The sequence below is a fragment of the Campylobacter sp. IFREMER_LSEM_CL2194 genome (genome assembly GCF_025771685.1).
Classification (GTDB): Bacteria; Campylobacterota; Campylobacteria; order Campylobacterales; family Campylobacteraceae; genus Campylobacter_D.
In genome coordinates this window covers 60502-77260 of sequence record NZ_JAKMQS010000004.1, presented here as the reverse complement: position 1 = coordinate 77260, position 16759 = coordinate 60502, and the positions used below count along the sequence as shown (strand labels likewise).

The following is a 16759-nucleotide window of genomic DNA, read 5'->3' as shown; positions in this document are numbered from 1 at the left end:
ATTAGCTTTCCTTTTTCACTGATGCTTTTTTAGCTTTTGTAGTTTTTTCAGCACTTGCTTCTACTTTACTAACTTCTACCAAAATGTGTGAAGTTGGCTTTCTAATACGACTAGCACTTCCTCTAGCTCTTGGTCTAAATCTTTTTAAAACCGCACCAGCATCAACACGACAACTTGAAACAACAACTTCATTTGCTTCAAATCCGCCATTTGCTACAGCACTTGAAATAGCATTTGCTATAAATTTAGCACCTTTATTTGGCATAAATTTCAAACTAGCTAATGCAAGCTCTGCATTCATACCTTGAACTTCTCTAGCAATCAATCTCGCTTTAGTTGGAGATAATCTTATGAATTTAATTAACGCTCTACTCATAAATCTCCCTTACTTACCTATTTTTTTCTGAACAGAGCCTTTGTGACCCTTGAATGTTCTAGTAGGTGCAAATTCACCTAATTTGTAACCGATATGATTTTCAGTAACATATACTGGGATAAAGCTTTTTCCATTATGAACATTAAAAGTTAAACCTATCATATCAGGTATAATAGTGCTGCGTCTTGACCAAGTTTTAATTGGCTTACCATCGTTAGCTTTTTTAGCAGCGATGACTTTTTTCATTACATGGTCATCAACAAAAGGACCTTTTTTTAGTGACCTAGCCATCTTACTTTCCTTTTCTTCTTGAAATTATTAGCTTATCGCTAGCTTTTTTACGGCGAGTTTTAGCACCTTTAGTTGGTTTACCCCATGGAGTAACTGGATGACGGCCTGAATTTTTCTTACCTTCACCCCCACCGTGCGGGTGATCAACTGGGTTCATCGCAGAACCTCTTGTTTGAGGACGAATACCTCTATGGCGATTTCTACCAGCTTTACCAATAGTCACGTTTGACCATTCTTCATTACCAACTTCACCGATACTTGCCATACATTCAGCTAAAACTTGTCTCATTTCACCACTTGCAAGTCTTAAGATAACGTATTTTTCTTCTTTACCCATTAATTGAGCATAAGCACCTGCTGAACGGATCATTTGACCGCCTTTGCCTGGTTTTAACTCGATATTGTGTACGATAGTACCCACTGGGATATTTCTTAATTTCATTGCATTACCTGGTTTAATGTCAAGTCCGCTTTCAGCAGCACAAACAACATCGCCAACACTTAAACCTTTTGGTTGTAAGATGTATCTTTTTTCACCATCTCTATAAGAGATTAATGCAATACGACAATTTCTGTATGGATCGTACTCGATTGCTTCAACTTTACCTTCAATACCAAATTTTCTTCTTTTAAAATCTATAATTCTGTAAAGTTTTTTAGCACCTGCTTCTTTATGACGGCTTGTGATTCTACCATTATTGTTACGACCTGCATGAGCTGGAAGTTTTACAAGTAATGAACGCACACTAGCTTTTGCTGTGATATCATCAGAGCTTACACCTGTGATATATCTTCTACTTGGAGTATATGGTTTATAAGTTTTAATTGCCATCTTATGCCTCCGAACTTTCTAAGCTCACACCTTCTGGTAGCTTAACATAGAATTTTTTAAAGCTATTTCTTTGACCTTCACGACCTCTAAAACGCTTTACTTTTCCATCCATTTTTAAAGAATTAATTCTTACTGGAGTTACACCAAAATATTCTCTTAAAACTTCTTTTAGACCATTTTTAGTCATTTTTGGAGAAGTTTGAATAACTACAACACCTTGCTCTTGAAGGTTTAAGCTTTTTTCAGTGTAAAGTATTGTTTTTATATCAGTAATATCTGCCATTTTAACCCTCTTTTACGATAGATTCAAGCGCTGCTTTTTCAATGATAACAGCATTAAATACAGATACTAAATAAGCATTTACTTCGCTAATATCAACTACATAGCAATTTGCTAAGTTTCTAAAAGCAAGAAGTGTTTTTTCATCTAGTAAATCTTTTACAATTAAAGCATCTTTTAAACCAAGCTTTTTAATAACTGCATTTGCATCTTTTGTTTTACCGCTTTCAATGCTTAAACTATCTACTGAGAATAATGCATTGTTTTGTGCTTTATCAGCCAATGCTCTTTCAAGCGCTAAGCGTTTTTGTTTTTTATTAACTTTTTGGAAATAGTTACGATTGTTTGTAGGACCAAATGCCACAGCACCACCAACCCAAACATTCGTTCTTGTTGAACCTGCTCTTGCACCACCACGACCTTTTTGTCTCCATGGTTTTTTACCACCACCGCTTACATCGCTTCTACCTTTAGTATGAGCTGTGTTTGCTCTAAGGCTAGCAAGATAAGATTTTACATATAAATAAAGGTTGTGAGGATTAACTTCTGCATATTTTGCTGGAAGATCGAGTTCACTAGCTTTTTCAAATTTATCATTTAAAACAGTTACTTTACTCATTTTGCAATCCTTATTTTACCCATAGCACCATTAAATCCTGGTACTGCACCTTTTACTACTAAGATGCCATTTTCTTCATCAAATGAAACTACTTCATTTTTAACAGTAACTTTTACATTACCATAATGACCTGCCATTTTCATACCTGGTTGAACACGACCTGGCCATTCGCGGTTACCGATTGATCCGTGACGTCTGTGGAATCTTGAACCGTGACTTGCAGGACCTCCGGCAAATCCGTGTCTTTTAACAACCCCACTATAACCTCTACCTTTAGAATTAAAGCTTACTTTTAAGATAGAAGCTTCTTTTAAAGGATTAAGATCAATATCACCTGCTTCTGTGTTTGCTACTTCTAAAGAAGCAAATCTATTATATTCAGCTGAAAGATTGTATTTTTTTTGCTGACCCGCAATGCATTTATTATTTGCTTTGCCTTTTACATAAGCAACCAAAGCTTTTCCATTTTCTACTTCACATACTTTAGTTTGAACAAGTTTAAGTAAGGTTACAGGAATGCTTGGTGTGCTGATTGTTCTACTCATACCAATTTTTTCTACAATGTATTCCATATTCTATCCTTATTTACCCATAGCTCTTACTTCAACATTGACCTCTGGAGCCAAGTCAAGCTTAGTGAGTGAATCTACTGTATCTGGAGTAGCTGCTACAATATCAAGCATACGAGCATGAATTCTCATCTCAAATTGTTCGCGTGAATCTTTATTGATGTGTGGAGATTTCAAAACTGTGTATCTTTTGATTTTTGTAGGCATTGGCACTGGACCTCTGATGTCAGCACCTGTTCTTTTAACAGCTTCTACAATTGCTGCAACTGTGCGATCTAGAACTCTGTGGTCATAAGCTTTTAGCTTAAGCCTGATTCTTTCCATATTTTTTCCTTTGTAAAGAACTCGTTAGACCCATAAGAATCTAACCACCATATAAAATGATGTTGAGATTATATAAAAACATACTTTGCTATGTCAAGAAATTTATGCATTTTTTTTAATTATTTTCCTTTTAAAAAGGATAAAAATTAAATTTTATAAATTTTACAAGATTTTTTATGCATTAAGAAAATCTAAGAAAAAATATAGTATGATTTCAAAATCTAAAGGGGCATTAGCTCAGCTGGGAGAGCACAACGCTGGCAGCGTTGGGGTCAGCGGTTCGAACCCGCTATGCTCCACCATTTAGTATAAAGAAATCTATGAAATCACTACAATTTTTTTACGATAATTACCCAAAATTTCAAAAATTTGATGAAAGAAAAATTCAAATCCAAACCCATAAAAACATCATCATAAAAGGTGGTTTTGCAAGTGGTAAGAAAAATTTGATTTTAAATTTTTTATCTTTGTATAAAAGTGAAAATATACTCTTTATTGATTGTGATGATTTAAAATTTCAAGCAAGTGCTTTAATAAATTTAAATTCGTTTTTAACTTATAATCCGCAAATTAAATTTTTAGCACTTTGTAACTTTACTCATGATTTTGACTTTGCTAGTTTAAAACATCTTAATTTGCAAATCATAATAAGCGTTTGTGATAGTAATTTTTGCTTAGATCAGTTTGAAGAACTTCATTTAGATTATTTAGATTTTGAAGAATTTTTAAGCCTAAACAAAAAATATGTTGACACTAAAACCATGGTAAGTTATTTTTTACACACAGGGCGCAATGTGATTTTAAATCACAACTTTAACACAAACTCATCGTACTTAAAAAGCTTTTATACCCCATTAGAGCTTACTATACTCAAACAAATCGCCTTAGAACTTGGAAGTGAATTTAGCGTTAATGAGTTATTAAAAACTCTAAAAAACAGTATAAAAATTTCCAAAGATACCTTATATAAAAGTATAGAAAAACTAGAATCAAACTACACTTTGTATTTTGTAAAAAATCTTGAAAAGAATTTAAAAAAAGTATATTTTTGGGACTTTTCACTAAAAAATTCTCTAAGCATACAAAAAGACTTTAGTACTTTGTTTGAAAATTTAATTTTAAGTGAGTTGTTTAAATTTAAACAAGAAATTTTTTATACTAAGCATTTTGATTTTTACTTACCAAGTCTTAAAAATGCATTTTTATGCTCACCCTTTAAAGATAAAGATTTACTTAGCTTAAAAGTCAAAAAAATCCTTAGTAAAAATCAACTTGCACTTTCGACTATTTATATCATCACGCTTTCACAAAGAGATGAGTTTTTCATTGAGGGGGTGCGCGTGATGATTTTACCTTTTGATGAGTGGGCCTTGGGTAATTAATCTAACTCATCAAGCTTATATTGCTCGATGATAGATAAAATAAGCTTAGTGTAATTACTTTTAATCTCTGAATATTTTTCTAAATGACTTGCCGCTTCTTTACCATCAAGTTTTTCATTTTGATTTATAGCATCCCACCGCCAAGCTCTAAATTCCTTATAAGCATCGTGGCGATTTAAATTAAGCAAGTATGAATCCACACTTTCTTGCAAGCTATCAAATATACGAATTTTGTGAGTTTTACCCTCGCCTCTTTCCTTTGGCACTAAACCTTTTTCACCCCAAGTCCATTCTCCAAATAAATTATTTGCCTCTTTAGCAAAGCGACTTGTACCAGTTGCACTTTCAATAATAGCTTGAGCTATAGCTAAAGACTTTGGAACCTTTTGGACACGCATTTGATATTCTTTGTGATCATATAAATTTTTAACACGGTATTTTTCTTTCAAAGACCATAGTTTTTGCACAGCATTAGTATTTAGCTTTCTAAAATTATTCTTTATAGCTTCTTTAAAGAAAAATTCTATAAATTCTTTTTCCTTTTCTATCTCTTTAAAAGAAATATCCAATAAAGCATTGATTTTTTTGATAAAAACCTCACGCTTTTCTTTTATACTTAAAGCATAATATTGCTCATCAAAACCTGCTATAAATTCAGCTTTTAAAAATAAAACACTACTAAGTAAAATTATAATCAGCTTCAAAACAGCACTTTACCTTTCCTCTAAAAAATATTTGATCCTCTTCTAATCTAAAATACAAACTTTCATTACTTTTTGGCTTTACCAAAATATCATCTTTTACCTCTTGATTTAAATACGCTAGATAAAAACAAGCCCCCATACCCGTACCACAAGCTAAAGTCTCATCTTCTACTCCACGTTCATAAGTTCTAACTCTTATAAATTCATCATCTTCTACTTTGGCAAAGTTAACATTTGCATTGTATCTTTTACGCACTTCTTTGCATAAATTTACATCAAATTCGTTTAAATCATCAACAAAGGTTACTATATGCGGAACACCAGTATTACAGCCTTGCCAAATTCTACCTTTATACTCAAAAGCTTCTTTAATATCCTTTACCCCGCTAAGTTTAATTTCAACTATATCATCATCAACAAAAGATTTTATAAGTCCTGCGCCGGTTAAGAAATTTAAATATTGAGATTTTTTCAAATAATGATGAGCAAAATGAGCTGCTGCGCGTGAGCCATTACCGCACATACTTGCCTTGCTCCCATCACAATTATAAAATTCCCATTCAAAATCATATCTATCATGAGGCACAACTACTATAAGCCCATCAGCACCTATGCCTTCATAACGATTACAAAGAATTTTAGCTAATTCGCTACGATCTTTTTTTTCACTATCTGCAAACACCACAAAATCATTCCCGCTAGCACAGTACTTGTAAAATTTCATTTTTCAACCTTTAAAGTGTGTTTTAAAAAATTTAGCACATTTTTCTCAAAATTTTCATAACCTGAGGTATTTTTTATCACAAAATCTGCTTTTTTTAGTTTTTCTTCTATATCAAGTTGTAAATTAATTCTTTTTAAGGCTTCGTTTTTATCTAAATTATCTCTTTGCATTAATCTTTGAAGTAAAAGTTCTTTTGGAACATAAATTAATATACTTTTTCCTAAATTTTGATAGTGATTATTTTCAAAAAATAAAGGCAGTTCTATAAAAAAAGCCTTGTTTTTTTTATCTAAAATTTGAGCTTTTTGTAAAATAACTTCTTTGATTTTAGGATGTAAAAAATCTTCTAGCTTTTTTTTAGCATTTAAGTCATTAAATACAATAGTTCCAAGTTTTTTTCTATCTATTTTTCCTGCTATGATTAAATCATCGTTATCAAAAAGCTTAGCTATGGAATTTGCATTTTCATTTAAAAGCTCATGAGCTATCACATCTGCGCTTAAAGTATCAAAACCCAAATTTTGAACTATTTTTATAAAGCTTGACTTTCCACCCGCTATACTTGAAGTTACAAAATAAGCATTTTGCATAATTTAGCCTTAAAACATTTTTAGTTAAAATACCTTTTAAATTCTTAAAGGAAGATAAATGAATATAAGCTATGAAGATGCGGGCGTAAGTATAGACAATGGCAATGCTTTTGTAGAAGCAATCAAGCCTTTAGTAAAAGAAACTTTTAATGAAAATGTTTTAGGTGGCATAGGCTCTTTTTCGGGTGCTTTTGCTATGCCAAGTGGTTTTAAAAATCCTGTTATGCTAGCAGCAACTGATGGAGTGGGAACGAAGTTGCGTCTTGCTATTGATAGTCAAAAATTTGACACCATAGGCGAGGACTTAGTAGCAATGTGTGTGAATGATTTAATTTGCAATTTTGCTACGCCTTTGTTTTTTTTAGACTATTATGCAACTGCAAAATTAGATGTAGAAGTAGCTAAAAAAGTCGTAGCAGGAATTGCTAATGGTTGTAAAAAAGCAAATTGTGCCTTAATAGGCGGAGAAACTGCTGAAATGCCTGGAATGTATCATAGCAATGATTTTGACTTAGCAGGTTTTTCAGTGGGTATGGCCGAAAAAGATGAAATCGATAGAAGAAATTTTGTAAAAAATGGAGATATTTTACTAGCCCTACCTAGTAGCGGGCTTCATTCTAATGGATATTCTTTAGCTAGAAAAGTATTATTTGAAGCACAAAAGCTTAAGTTTGATGATAAAATAGAGGGTAAAAATTTAATCGATATTTTACTTGAACCTACAAGAATTTATGTAAAAGACTTTTTAAAATTAAAACCTTTCATCAATGCACTAGCTCATATAACAGGTGGTGGTTTAGTAGAAAATTTACCTAGAGTTTTCCCAAGAGGAATAGGCGCAATCATCAGAAAACATCATCTAAAAACTCCTGAAATTTTTTACCAAATAGGCCAAAGTGTAGAAGAGGCTGAAATGTATAGAAGCTTTAATATGGGTGTGGGTTTAGTTATGGTGGTAGATCCATCTAATGTAGGAAAAGTTTTAGAAAGCTCAGATGCTTATGTAATAGGCGAAGTTGTATTAAATGAAGGGGTTGTTTTAGAGTGATAGCTTAAAAGCCATCACTCTAAATTTATGCAAAATACCAAGCTATTAGGATATTTAAAGCCATTCCTACAAGCAACATAGGAGTAGATCTTTTAACAATGGCTATAGGATCTAATTTTGCAAAGCCTGCTAAGGCTAAAATTCCACCCGATATCGGCGAGGCAGCACGCCCCAAACAAGAAGCAATCTCAAGTGGCAAAGCTAGTGAGATAGGATTAATCCCTAGTTTTTGAGCAATATCTGGAGCAAGTCTTCCAAAAGCATTAAAAGCAGCAATCCCACTACCCATAATCACACTTGCAAAATACACAATAAAGCTTAAAACTATAATAGTAAGCAACACAGCAGAAGTTCCCATAGAAGAAACTGCTAAGGCTAAATGTTCTATACCTTTTAATGCTTTAATACCTTCTGCAAAAATAGAAGCTGCAATGATAATACAAACAACACTTACAAAAATTTCTGCCATAGCTTTTAGTATCACCATCAAATCATCTGCAAGTTTTTTTGCATCTTTATGTCTAACATACTCTAAAATAAAAACCAAACTTATACTTAAAAAATTGGCGCTCACCACATCTAGCTTCACTTTATATCCATATAAATTTGCAAAATAAGCACCAAATAAAAACACTATAGGAAGCCAAGGTAAGAAAATATAAAATAAAGGACAATTTGGGTTTTTTATTTCCATGTGTTCGATATTATCCACAACGCCTTTTGCTAAGTCTTTTTTATCCATATAACTATAATAAAACGGAATAAGCAAAGCTATCACAACAACATAAGCTATAACAGGATAAATTTGGTATTCAAAAAACATAGCAACAACATTTTCAATGCCTACCATATCTGCTAAATTTATAGAATTTCCATCTTTAGGACCATAATCAAGCGCAATTAATGATAAAACCGATACAGCAGTGATAGGACGAATTCCTATGGCGATTAAAACAGGATAAATCGAAGCAAGCAATAAAAGTAACAATCCTGTGTAACTTGAAATAACTATTTTTAAAGCCATACCCACTACAAAAGTTCCACTTAAAACTAGGTATTTATTTTTAATCTTGCCTAGTGGTTTATTTGCTACAAAAGCTAACTTTGCCGAAGCATTAATGTGCTTCATATAAGCTGCAAAACCTGCAACAGACATTATAATAAGCCCCACACCAGCTAAATTTGTTTTAAAAGTTTGAGTTACAAAACCAAAGACATCAAAAACAGGATTTCCTAAGCTTTGTTTTAGCACAGACTCACCAGTTGCTAAAGAAATGATGATTAAGATAATAATACCTGAGAGAAAAAAAGTAAAGATAGGATTGTATTTTTTAAGAATAAAATAGGCTACTAAAAATACACAAAATAAAGTAGCCACGACAGAAAGAAAAACCTCCATAAAACCTCCTAATTTTTGTATTTAGTCTATTTTACGGGGTTTTTCTTAAAAAAACTTGATTATTTTACAGGGTGAAGTTCGTTTGCATAGAAGCTTACTGAGTTCATACCTTCTTTAATAGCCCATTCATAAGCTTTTGCTACAAATTCCCAGTTAATGTGCGCGTAGAATTTTTCTAAATACGCAGGGCGTGCATTGCGGTGATCTACATAGTAAGCATGCTCCCATACATCAACTACTAAAAGCGGAACTTTACCTTCAGTGATAGGTGTAGCAGCATTGCTTGTAGCTACTAGTTCTAATTTTTGATTTTGAGTGTTATAAACTAACCAAAACCAACCAGAACCAAATACCCCTGTAGCTCCTTTGATAAATTCTTCTTTTAAATTTTCCATAGAGCCAAAGTCTTTTTCAACTGCTGCTTTAAACTCATCACTCAAAGAACAGCCACAGCCACAGCATGTTTTTGGCTTAATGCAATCAAAATAAAAGTCATGATTATACACTTGAGCAGCGTTGTTAAAAACTCCACCATTTGAGTTTTGTATGATATAAACTAAATCTTTTCCTGCAAATTCAGTATCTTTGATAAGATTGTTTAGGTTATTTACATAAGTTTGGTGGTGTTTGCCATGATGAAATGCAAAAGTTTCTGCACTTAAAAAGTCTCCAAAAGCGTCTGCTTCATAAGGTAGTTTTCTTAATTCAAACATATTGTTCTCCTTTTTTAAATTTTATAACATTCTAACATAGTTAAATTAAAAAAGACTAAATGAGTCTTTATTTTTCAAAAAGTATTACTTTGCCTTGCTCTAAGCTTTTTGCTACATCGATAATGCGTTGATTTTTACTACCTTTAAATTTTAAAGATAAGTCTTTTTGCTCTAAAATAAACTTCCCATCTACCAAAATATCAGCTAAGATAAGTAATTCTTTTTTTGATTTTTCTTGCAACAACTCTTCATAAGTAAAGCCTGTATATATAATAAGATCAAGCCCTAAAGCCTTAATGTGTTTTGCTAGAATGCTTAAATTTTTTGCTTGCATAAAAGGCTCTCCACCACTAAAAGTAACACCTTGAAGCAAAGGATTTTTACAAATCTCATTATACAAACTCGCTAAATCTTGCAAATATCCTTTGCTAAAATCGTGCGTTTGTGGGTTATGACAACCTTTGCAATGATGAGGGCAACCTTGAGTAAAAATCACATAACGCAAACCATAGCCATCGACTATGGATTCTTTTATAACACCAGCTAATCTAAGAAAAATCGTGTTTAATTCTTGCATGAACTTCAGCTTTTTTAGCGTCATTAAAACGATCAAGCGTTCCTACTAAATAACCCGTGATTCTTCTTATGCGTTCAAATTTAACATCATCTTCTTTTCTATGGCACTTTGGACAAAACTCATCTATCACACCACTATAACCACACACTGGATCCCTATCTAGTGGGAAATTGATCGAGCCATAGCCTATATTGCTTTCTTTCATACATTTTATAATGCGTTCAAAACTTTCTAAATTCTTACTCACATCGCCGTTTAATTCCACATAAGTAATATGCCCACCATTATTTAGCTCATGATATGGGGCTTCTATTTGAATTTTTTCATATATGCTAATAGGAAAATCTACAGGAACATGAAAAGAATTGGTATAAAAATCTTTATCAGTTATGCCTTTTAAAATGCCGTATTTTTTTTGATCTAGCTTTAAAAATCTTCCACTTAAACCCTCAGCCGGGGTAGCTATGAGTGAAAAATTAAGCTTATCTTTGAGTGCTTTTTCATCGACAAATTCACGCATAAAACGCACTATTTGTAAGCCAAGTTCTCTTGCTTCTTGGCTTTGTCCATGATGAGAACCTATCAAAGCTATTAAACTCTCACAAAGTCCTATATAACCTATAGCCAAAGTCCCATGTGCGATAACTTTTTCTACGCTATCATTTTCTTTTAAAGTATCTGAATCTATCCAAATTCCCTCGCCCATTAAAAATGGGAAATTTTTAACCTTTTTTAGATTTTGAATTTTATATCTATGAAGTAATTGCTCATACACAAGCTCTAATTTTTCTTTTAAAAGTGAATAAAAAAGCTCTAAATTTCCTTTGGCTTCTATGGCTAAACGCACAAGATTTATACTGGTAAAGCTTAAATTTCCCCTGCCACTTGTGATTTCTTTGCTCTCATCATAAACATTTGCCATAACCCTAGTTCTACAACCCATATAAGCTACTTCACTATTATAATCGCCCTTTTTATAGTATTTTGCGTTAAAACTTGCATCTAAAAAGCTAAAATTTGGAAAAAGTCTTTTAGAAGCACATTCTATAGCAAGCTTAAAAAGCTTATAGTTTGGGTCTGTTTCATTGTAGTTAATACCTTCTTTTACTTTAAAAATTTGCACAGGGAAAATTGGCGTTTCGCCATTTCCTAAACCTCTCATCGTGGCTTTTAGTAAATTTTCTATCACCATTTGCCCTTCAAAAGATATATCGGTGCCATAATTTAGCGTGCAAAAAGGCACTTGGGCTCCTGCTCTTGAATTCATAGTATTAAGATTATGCACCAAAGCTTCCATAGCTTGAAAAGTCGCATCTTGGGTTTGCTTTAATGCTCTTTTATAAGCATAAGCATTTGCTTGCTTTAAAAAGTTCTCATCACTATTTAAATCAAGCCTTAAAAGCTCTTTGAAGCATTCTTTTTCGCTTGAAGCTTGAAAATTAGCATTTTTAAAGCATTGCTCATCTAAACTTTGTTCTAATTTTATTTCAAAAAAAGCATTTATAGCCTTTTTATACTCTTTTTGAAAAGTCTTTGCCACGCCTTTTGCCATAGCAAAATCAAAATTGGGTATAGACTGGCCTCCATGCATTTCATTTTGATTAGCCTGCAAGGCAATGCAAGCTAAAGAAGCATAAGATCTGATATCATTTGGCTCACGCAAGCTTCCATGTCCTGTGCTAAAACCATTTTCAAAAAGCTTTAATAAGTCTATTTGACAGCAAGTTTGTGTTAGCATATAAAAGTCTTTATCATGTATGTGTATATCGCCGTTTTTGTGTGCATTTGCGATATGTTTTGGTAAAATACACTCATCTACATAGTATTTTGCGCCTTCTGAGCCATATTTTAACATCATACCCATAGCGCTATCTGAATTAATATTTGCATTTTCTCTTTTTAAGTCAGCTTCTTTAGAATCTTTAAAAGTTAAATCATCATACAAACTTAGCAAATCATAGCTACCATTGCGAATTTGTGTTCTTTTTTGGCGATATAAAATATAAGATTTTGCAGTATTGACTAAGGCATTTTTGATTAAAACTTCTTCAACTTTATCTTGAATTTGTTCTACTTGTATGTGTTTTTCATCCAGTAAAGCTACAACCTCATCGCAAAGCTTATCTAAAAAATCATTATTTAATTTTTCATCTGTGGAATTTATATTGGCTTTGAAAATAGCATTTTTGATTTTAAAAATATCAAATGCAACTTGGCTTTTATCTCTTTTTATAATAAATTTTATTCTCATGGAAATTTTCCTAAAAAATAATCTCTAAGCACTATAAAATAGCACTTTTAAAAGATAAGTTTAGTACAAAAACTTGATGAAAAACTTAAAGAAATAAAAGAAAAATTCACACAAAAAATGTGTGAATTTGATTATTTTAACTCCACACCTTTTACAGCATAAAGTTTATCAATACCACGATTTCCAAACATTTTATCAGTATTACAATCTCTTTGGATATTCCACTCATCTAGCTCGTGGTGAAAATTTTTACAATTATGGAAAAGATAGGCCATAGTAATTACATTTTGCACATCCCAGCTTGCCACATTATGCTCATACGCATGGCAGTTTTCAAAACAATGTGCCATTCTGATTACATTAGAGGTTTTCCAGTGCAATAAAGAATGATTAAATTTAACACAATTAAAAAACATGTAAGACATATCTTTTAAATTTTGTGTATTCCATCTTGATAAGTCTTTGTTGAAATTTTTGCAGTTAAAAAACATACTTGCCATATTTTCGACATTTGAAACATCCCAGCGTGATAAGTCTGCATTAAAACTTTCACAACAATAAAACATATAAGACATATCTTTAGCCTTAGATACATCCCAACGCTCAATACCCAAAAAATCTTTTCTAGTAGAACAATAAAAAACGAATGAAAAATCTTCTATCAAAGAAACATCAATATCTCTTAGAGAAATTCTTTCATTGTGCACCAAATTCATCAACTCATTTTTGTTTTTAACTTTATACATTTTGTCCCTCCTTTTTGTATATTTTAAAAAACAAGTGTGAAGTCAATATAAATTTAATGAAATTAAACAAAAGATTTTTAATATTAATAATTATTAATTTAAAATTAACTTAATATAAATATATATTTACAAAATAATAAATAATTATAAATAAATAGATGAATTTTGATAAAAAATGAAAAAAATAATATTGTGGAGAAAAATATAGAGTGGTGACCCATACGAGACTCGAACTCGTGTTACCGCCGTGAAAGGGCGATGTCCTAACCGCTAGACGAATGGGCCAATTTGCAGTTTGAAGACAAAATTATAGCAATTTTTACTTAATAATTATTTAAGACATCAAAAAATGCCTTAAATATCTATTTCTATCCCTACAGGAGCATGGTCTGAACCAAAAATATCATCTCTTATAAAGGCATTTTTGAGCTTATCTTTTAAGCCATTAGAAATGAAAAAATAATCAATCCTCCAGCCTACATTTCTTTCTCTTGCCTTCATTCTATAACTCCACCACGAATACTTTTCTTTAATATCGCCATTTATATGTCTAAAAGTATCTATAAAGCCTAATTTTAGTAAATCATCTATCCAAGCACGCTCAATCGGCAAAAAGCCTGAAGTCTTTTCATTAGCTTTTGGATGAGTTAAATCTATCTCACGGTGAGCAGTATTTACATCTCCACATATTATGATTTCTTTACCTTCTTTTAAAAGCTTATCTAAATACACTAAAAAATCATTATAAAATTTCATTTTAAAGTTTAAACGCTCTTCATCTTTTTGACCATTTGGAAAGTAGATATTAAACAAAACTACATTTTTGAAACTATGTTCTAAAACCCTACCCTCATCATCATCAAAAAATTCACATTTTTTGACTTCACTATCAAAATTACACAAACTCATTACACCAGAATACCCTGCTCTTTTAGCACTATTTGAATACATATGTTTAAAAGGATATTCATAAATTCTTTTTGGAAATTTATCCTCGTGTGCTTTGATTTCTTGAAAACCTATAAAATCGATTTCTTCTTTTTCAATCCAATCAAGTGCGTTTTTATCACAAATTGCCCTTAGGCCATTTACATTCCATGATAATAATTTCATAAAATACCTTTACCAATCTTCTTTTGTTGCTATTTTATATGCGATTTATTAATTTTATTCAAATAGACTAAGTTTTTATTTTATTCCAAAGGAAAAAAATGCACCTAAAACTTTCATGGACAAAATTTACCCTGCTTAATACGATTTTTATCATGGCGTTTAATTTCCCGTTGTTTGAGTTTGTATATGAAAAGATAGATCAAAACACTATGCTTTTTAGTGTGTTTTTTGGAATTTATTTTTTCTTGGTTTTGAGTGTTTTATCTTTGGTATATTTTCCCTACATTAGCAAAATTTTAAGCATATTTTTACTTAGCACTTGTGCTATTTGTAGTTATTTTGTTAGCAATTATGGGGTTTTAATCGATGACCATATGATACAAAATGTCGTTGAAACAGACAATAGAGAGTTTTTTTCTTATTTTAATTTTTCCTTTGCTTTGTATATTTTAGCCTTTGTGATTTTTCCTAGTTTGCTTGTGATTTTTACTAAGATTGATTATCAAAGATATTTTTTCAAAAAAAGTGTATTATTTTTGACTTCTTTGGTATTTTGCTTTGCCTTAGTAGCTCTTAGTTCAAAAACACTTTTGCCTTTTTTAAGATCACACAATATCGTTAGAATGTATAATTTGCCATTTTATCCAATATACTCAAGCATAGAATTTACAAAGAAAAAACTAGCAGGTAAAAAAGAACTAACTATCATTTCAGATGATGCAAGCTTAAAAGATACCAATACAACTAAGCTTATGATTTTAGTCATAGGTGAAACTGCTAGAGCAAGTAATTATTCTTTAGGTGGATACAGCACAAATGATACTAATTTTTATACTAAAAATGAGCCAAATTTAGTGTATTTTAGCGATATAAGCTCGTGTGGGACTGCTACTGCAAGAAGTTTGCCTTGTATGTTTTCAAGACACAAAAGAGTAAATTTTGAAGATGGATTATACGAAGAAAATGTTTTAGATATCTTGCAAAAGGTTGGAGTACAAAGTGTTTGGTTTGGTAATAACTCAGGGGGCTGCAAAGGAAATTGCGATCGTATAAAACACAAACTCATTGCAAAAGACTACGATGAGAGCTTACTTGAACTTGTAAAGCAAGAACTTGAAAATACAAATTCAAATAAAATCATCGTTGTACATTTACAAGGCTCACATGGGCCAACTTACTACAAACGTTATCCAAATGCATTTAAAAAATTTATGCCAACATGTGACACAAACGAGCTAAATACCTGCTCACACGAACAAATCATCAACACCTATGATAATACTTTACTTTATACAGACTTTATTATAAAAAGCCTTATAGATATGCTTAAGCAAAATCCTACCAAAGAAGCTTCTTTGCTTTATTTATCAGATCATGGGGAGAGTTTAGGTGAAAATGGAATTTATCTTCATGGTATGCCTTATTTAATAGCACCAAAAGATCAAAAGCATATACCGATGATATTTTGGAGTAAAGATAGTAAATTAAGCCAAGATTTACAAAGCAAAAAAGACTATAAACTTTCTCAAGATAATCTTTTTTCAAGCTTACTGGGGTATTTTGGTGTAAATAGCAAAGAATATGAAGCAAATTATGATATATTTAGCAAAAATTTAAAGGAAAATCCTTAATGAAGCCAAAATATTCTTTATTTAAAAATGCAAGCTATGCCTTTAGCGGAATTAAATTTTTACTCCAAGATGAAATGGCTTTTAGGATAGAATTTGCCATTATTTTACCTTTGATTTTTGCAAGCTTATTTTTGCCTGTGAGTTTTTTAGAGCATTTTGTGCTTGTATTTGTTTTGGTGCTAATTTTAATCGTAGAAGCGCTAAATTCTGCCATAGAAGCTTGTGTGGATCTTTGTACGAGCGAATTTCACATCTTAGCTAAAAAGGCAAAAGATTGTGCGAGCGCTGGGGTGTTTTTTAGCGTGGTTTTAGCTATAATTACTTGGAGTTTTATTCTTTTTGATTTGGTTAGAGAATGGATGATAAAGTAAAAATACTATGTGCAAAAATATTTGGTAAAAAACGCTTTGAAATTTTAGAATTTTTAGCCCTTCATGCTGATGATGATGGTTTTGTCTTTGCAAACATAGAAGAACTTTCTAAACAACTAAACATTAGCAAACCAACCATCATTTCTACTTTTAAATTTTTAGAAGAAAAAACTTTGCTTGAAAAACTCAAAAACGGCTTATATAAACTCAAATAGGAGA

Annotated in this window: 21 protein-coding genes and 2 tRNA genes; 6 read left to right on the top strand and 17 right to left on the bottom strand. The window is 31.6% G+C overall.

Going from position 1 to position 16759, the window contains the following annotated elements; translation table 11 throughout:
* Position 1: 1 nt before the first annotated feature.
* The 7 genes from rplV to rpsJ are packed head-to-tail and all read right to left on the bottom strand — an operon-like array spanning position 2 to position 3291.
* Entirely contained in the window at positions 2-376 is a 375-nt protein-coding gene (gene rplV / locus L8V79_RS02905; RefSeq protein ID WP_039617143.1) for a 50S ribosomal protein L22, read from the bottom strand.
* A 9-nt stretch (positions 377-385) separates the two neighbouring features.
* Positions 386-667: a 30S ribosomal protein S19 gene (rpsS, locus tag L8V79_RS02900; protein ID WP_039617142.1), complete on the bottom strand. Its 282-nt coding sequence runs from the start codon at positions 665-667 to the stop codon at positions 386-388.
* Between the two features lies 1 nt (position 668).
* Positions 669-1499, bottom strand: a complete 831-nt coding sequence (gene rplB / locus L8V79_RS02895; RefSeq protein ID WP_039617141.1) for a 50S ribosomal protein L2 — start codon at positions 1497-1499, stop codon at positions 669-671.
* Between the two features lies 1 nt (position 1500).
* Positions 1501-1782: a 50S ribosomal protein L23 gene (locus L8V79_RS02890; RefSeq protein WP_039617139.1), complete on the bottom strand. Its 282-nt coding sequence runs from the start codon at positions 1780-1782 to the stop codon at positions 1501-1503.
* Between the two features lies 1 nt (position 1783).
* Entirely contained in the window at positions 1784-2398 is a 615-nt protein-coding gene (gene rplD, locus L8V79_RS02885) for a 50S ribosomal protein L4 (protein ID WP_039617137.1), read from the bottom strand.
* Positions 2395-2970, bottom strand: a complete 576-nt coding sequence (rplC, locus tag L8V79_RS02880; protein WP_012660811.1) for a 50S ribosomal protein L3 — start codon at positions 2968-2970, stop codon at positions 2395-2397. Before rplC ends, rplD begins: the two co-directional genes overlap by 4 nt.
* 9 nt (positions 2971-2979) lie before the next feature.
* Positions 2980-3291 (bottom strand): 30S ribosomal protein S10, encoded by a 312-nt coding sequence (rpsJ, locus tag L8V79_RS02875; RefSeq protein ID WP_012660810.1) that lies wholly within the window; start codon positions 3289-3291, stop codon positions 2980-2982.
* 226 nt (positions 3292-3517) lie between these two features.
* Here rpsJ and L8V79_RS02870 point away from each other — a divergent pair.
* Both L8V79_RS02870 and L8V79_RS02865 read left to right on the top strand, forming a co-directional pair.
* Positions 3518-3593, top strand: a tRNA-Ala gene (locus tag L8V79_RS02870).
* A gap of 18 nt (positions 3594-3611) precedes the next feature.
* Positions 3612-4673, top strand: coding sequence for an ATP-binding protein (locus L8V79_RS02865; RefSeq protein ID WP_263702421.1), 1062 nt, complete (start codon positions 3612-3614; stop codon positions 4671-4673).
* Here L8V79_RS02865 and L8V79_RS02860 read toward each other — a convergent pair.
* Genes L8V79_RS02860 through coaE form a run of 3 tightly spaced genes read right to left on the bottom strand, consistent with a single transcriptional unit; the run spans position 4670 to position 6691 of the window.
* Positions 4670-5377 (bottom strand): glucosaminidase domain-containing protein, encoded by a 708-nt coding sequence (locus tag L8V79_RS02860; protein ID WP_263702420.1) that lies wholly within the window; start codon positions 5375-5377, stop codon positions 4670-4672. The genes L8V79_RS02865 and L8V79_RS02860 overlap by 4 nt on opposite strands.
* Complete coding sequence (dapF, locus tag L8V79_RS02855) at positions 5352-6101, bottom strand: diaminopimelate epimerase (protein WP_263679251.1); 750 nt, start codon at positions 6099-6101, stop codon at positions 5352-5354. Before dapF ends, L8V79_RS02860 begins: the two co-directional genes overlap by 26 nt.
* Positions 6098-6691 carry a dephospho-CoA kinase gene (gene coaE, locus L8V79_RS02850; RefSeq protein ID WP_263702419.1) on the bottom strand — a complete coding sequence of 198 codons (594 nt, stop codon included), beginning with the start codon at positions 6689-6691 and terminating at the stop codon, positions 6098-6100. Before coaE ends, dapF begins: the two co-directional genes overlap by 4 nt.
* Positions 6692-6749: 58 nt before the next feature.
* Here coaE and purM point away from each other — a divergent pair, with 58 nt between their 5' ends.
* Entirely contained in the window at positions 6750-7739 is a 990-nt protein-coding gene (gene purM / locus L8V79_RS02845) for a phosphoribosylformylglycinamidine cyclo-ligase (protein WP_070255708.1), read from the top strand.
* A gap of 25 nt (positions 7740-7764) precedes the next feature.
* On the opposite strand, the gene dcuC is transcribed toward purM, so the two are convergent.
* The 7 genes from dcuC to L8V79_RS02810 form a co-directional block, all read right to left on the bottom strand.
* The gene (gene dcuC / locus L8V79_RS02840; RefSeq protein ID WP_263702418.1) at positions 7765-9138 is read right to left on the bottom strand and encodes a C4-dicarboxylate transporter DcuC; all 1374 of its coding nucleotides are present in this window, start codon (positions 9136-9138) and stop codon (positions 7765-7767) included.
* A 59-nt stretch (positions 9139-9197) separates the two neighbouring features.
* Entirely contained in the window at positions 9198-9851 is a 654-nt protein-coding gene (gene sodB / locus L8V79_RS02835) for a superoxide dismutase [Fe] (RefSeq protein WP_263663712.1), read from the bottom strand.
* A gap of 67 nt (positions 9852-9918) precedes the next feature.
* A complete protein-coding gene (nrdG, locus tag L8V79_RS02830; protein ID WP_263702417.1) occupies positions 9919-10428 on the bottom strand; it encodes an anaerobic ribonucleoside-triphosphate reductase activating protein in 510 nt (169 codons plus the stop codon).
* Entirely contained in the window at positions 10400-12679 is a 2280-nt protein-coding gene (locus L8V79_RS02825; RefSeq protein ID WP_263702416.1) for an anaerobic ribonucleoside triphosphate reductase, read from the bottom strand. Before L8V79_RS02825 ends, nrdG begins: the two co-directional genes overlap by 29 nt.
* Before the next feature lie 131 nt (positions 12680-12810).
* Entirely contained in the window at positions 12811-13425 is a 615-nt protein-coding gene (locus L8V79_RS02820) for a BspA family leucine-rich repeat surface protein (protein WP_263702415.1), read from the bottom strand.
* Positions 13426-13635: 210 nt separating this feature from the next.
* A tRNA-Glu gene (locus tag L8V79_RS02815) sits at positions 13636-13710 on the bottom strand.
* A 69-nt stretch (positions 13711-13779) separates the two neighbouring features.
* On the bottom strand, positions 13780-14538 hold the full coding sequence (locus L8V79_RS02810) for an exodeoxyribonuclease III (protein WP_039640473.1): 759 nt from the start codon (positions 14536-14538) through the stop codon (positions 13780-13782).
* Positions 14539-14636: 98 nt separating this feature from the next.
* Between L8V79_RS02810 and L8V79_RS02805 the strand changes: the two genes are divergently transcribed.
* Genes L8V79_RS02805 through L8V79_RS02795 form a run of 3 tightly spaced genes read left to right on the top strand, consistent with a single transcriptional unit; the run spans position 14637 to position 16755 of the window.
* Positions 14637-16169 carry a phosphoethanolamine transferase gene (locus L8V79_RS02805; protein ID WP_263702414.1) on the top strand — a complete coding sequence of 511 codons (1533 nt, stop codon included), beginning with the start codon at positions 14637-14639 and terminating at the stop codon, positions 16167-16169.
* Complete coding sequence (locus L8V79_RS02800) at positions 16169-16540, top strand: diacylglycerol kinase (protein WP_087699066.1); 372 nt, start codon at positions 16169-16171, stop codon at positions 16538-16540. Before L8V79_RS02805 ends, L8V79_RS02800 begins: the two co-directional genes overlap by 1 nt.
* Complete coding sequence (locus tag L8V79_RS02795; protein ID WP_263702413.1) at positions 16525-16755, top strand: helix-turn-helix domain-containing protein; 231 nt, start codon at positions 16525-16527, stop codon at positions 16753-16755. The genes L8V79_RS02800 and L8V79_RS02795 overlap by 16 nt, the downstream gene beginning before the upstream one ends.
* Positions 16756-16759: the final 4 nt, after the last annotated feature.